This window comes from Halanaerobium sp. (assembly GCF_003070835.1).
The window spans coordinates 1-2,222 of sequence record NZ_QBLR01000428.1; the positions used below are offsets into that span (position 1 = coordinate 1).

5 protein-coding genes are annotated in these 2,222 nt (G+C 33.9%); all 5 read right to left on the minus strand.

All coding sequences use genetic code 11. From position 1 onward, the window contains the following. Positions 1-236: 236 nt before the first annotated feature. Positions 237-629, minus strand: a complete 393-nt coding sequence (locus tag CI949_RS20030; RefSeq protein ID WP_089655580.1) for an HTH domain-containing protein — start codon at positions 627-629, stop codon at positions 237-239. A gap of 494 nt (positions 630-1,123) precedes the next feature. Then, positions 1,124-1,354 carry a DsrE family protein gene (locus CI949_RS20035; RefSeq protein ID WP_365942042.1) on the minus strand — a complete coding sequence of 77 codons (231 nt, stop codon included), beginning with the start codon at positions 1,352-1,354 and terminating at the stop codon, positions 1,124-1,126. Continuing rightward, complete coding sequence (locus tag CI949_RS20040; protein WP_166637106.1) at positions 1,342-1,512, minus strand: hypothetical protein; 171 nt, start codon at positions 1,510-1,512, stop codon at positions 1,342-1,344. Before CI949_RS20040 ends, CI949_RS20035 begins: the two co-directional genes overlap by 13 nt. 30 nt (positions 1,513-1,542) lie before the next feature. After that, complete coding sequence (locus tag CI949_RS20045; RefSeq protein WP_133529831.1) at positions 1,543-1,791, minus strand: peroxidase; 249 nt, start codon at positions 1,789-1,791, stop codon at positions 1,543-1,545. A gap of 23 nt (positions 1,792-1,814) precedes the next feature. After that, positions 1,815-2,222, minus strand: a 408-nt coding sequence (locus CI949_RS20050) for an NAD(P)/FAD-dependent oxidoreductase (protein WP_290769740.1), incomplete at its 5' end; no start/stop codon positions are given.

Below are 2,222 nucleotides of genomic sequence, written 5' to 3' on the forward strand. Positions count from 1 at the left end.
TCAGATAATATATAGTTAAATTCAACCTCTGAGTCCTGAATGATTTCCTGGATGATATTTAAGTTAACATCCTTTAATAAGTCTTTTAAATCACTGCTGATCTCGGCTCCATGTTTAACTGTTGAACTTTTAAGTATAGAAGCACTGGCTTTCCTGAAAGCTTTTTCACTGCCTATTAGCTTAATTCCATGTTTTGGCCTTTTATAAAGTTCAATACCATATTCATTAAGGTAGTCCTAAACCTCAATCAAATCTTTAACCACAGTACTCTTACTTACAAAAAGTTCTGATGCCAGCTCCTCTATTGAAGTCATTTCTTCAAGATTTAAGAGCTGTTTAATTATCCAGTACTGTCTGTCAGATGGAGAGACAGGGTTTATAACATCTCTGGTATCCAAAATCGTTGATTTTAAATACTGATTGTCATTTATTTCAAGCCAGACACCCATACCTCTTTTAGTTTTAACCTCTACCTTAGATTCATCAATCTGTTCTTTAATATTTTTTATATCTTTTTTTACTGTTCTTGCAGAGACTCCAACAGTTTTTGCTATATAAGACATTGTCACAGGTTCTCCTGCCTGATAAAGACTTTTAAGAACTTCTTTCTCGCGAGAAGTAAAAATCATTTAAGCTCACCTCTTTTCTTCCGGTAAGTTAATTATATTTTAATAAATATGAAAAGTAAATTCACTTATTTTCACTTACAAGTGAAGACATAAATTTTTATAGATCAGTGATCTATTCACGAAAGCAAAAAAACCTCAAAAGAACTTTAACAAAAAAATGTTCAAGATCTTTTGAGGGTGAATCATCTCCAATTGAGATGCTAATATTATTCAATTTTTCACCATGATTTCATTTAAGTAAGCCTCAGCCACTGTTAAATACCACAGTGATATATACAGTACTTCACAACTATATGGGATATTTCTAAAACCATATCGCTGTTATGACAGGGGTTATAGAGAAAGCTGCGTATATACAGAACTTCGACAAAACTCTTCGAAGTCTTGAGCGAAGGTTCGACTCCTCCCAGGGGCACTATTTTTATATAATACTAAGGCAAAAAAATAACCAGAGAGTATGCCTGGGCTTCAGGCCTACCCATATTTAGTACTTCCTAAAATGTTATAACCTTACTATCACTTTTAAGATAATCAGTTAAAGGCTCTCCCATATATTTAACATCAATACCCAGTTCTGCTAAATCATCTGAAACACCATATTGATCAGCACAGGCCTGACAAGCTTCAACATTAATATCCGCTTTAATGAATTCTTTAATCTGTTCCTGCAGTTCCTGGTCTTCACTTAATAATTTTGAGGAGGGTCCCCAGACTATAAATTTAATATCCTGCCACCATCCTCTTTTTTTACTGCTGCTGGCTTTTTAGTCAACTTAACAGCATAATCCAGCATTTCCTTTTCTTTTTCACTAATTGGTGCACTTTTATAATAATCTAAAATACCCCTTAATATCTTCTCTGACTGCTCATCATCTCTGATCAACTTTTGGAGCGTCGCTCCATGATGAGTTATTCAGTAGTGGCATTCATTGACATCAGACACAACTGTTGCTATCATTTCACGCTGCCGGCGGGAAATATTTGTTCTGCCGAACATAATAGTTTTATAGAGCTTAAAATGGTCTTCTAAAAGGTCAGGATTTAAAGATTGAACTTTTAAGACATGTGCCAACTCATTATTACCTGATCGAGTTAATTTATCATATAGTTTAGCTAATTTATCTTCTGCCTTATCTTCATCTACCATATCTATCCATTTCATTTTGATCTCCTCAATATTACACATTAACTCAAATATTCATTGGCTCTTAGGGCTGCTTTAGCACCTTCTGCTGCAGAAACGATAATCTGCTTGTCTTTAATATCTGTTACATCTCCGGCAGCAAAAATACCTTCAATACTTGTCTGATTATTTTCATCAATAATAATCTCATTGCCCTGATTAATATCCAGGTGTTCACAGATAAAACCTGTATTGGGTATTAAACCAATTTCTATAAATATTGCTTTAACATTAAGCTCTCGTTCTTTACCAGTATTTAGATTTTTGATCCTTATCGATTCTACTTTCTGCTCACCTTTAATCTCAGTTGTCTGATATGATTTGCAGACTTCAATTTTATCTGAGTCATTTACCTTATCTTGCAGACTTTTGTCACCTGATAGCTGTTCTCCTCTAATTATCAAATAAAC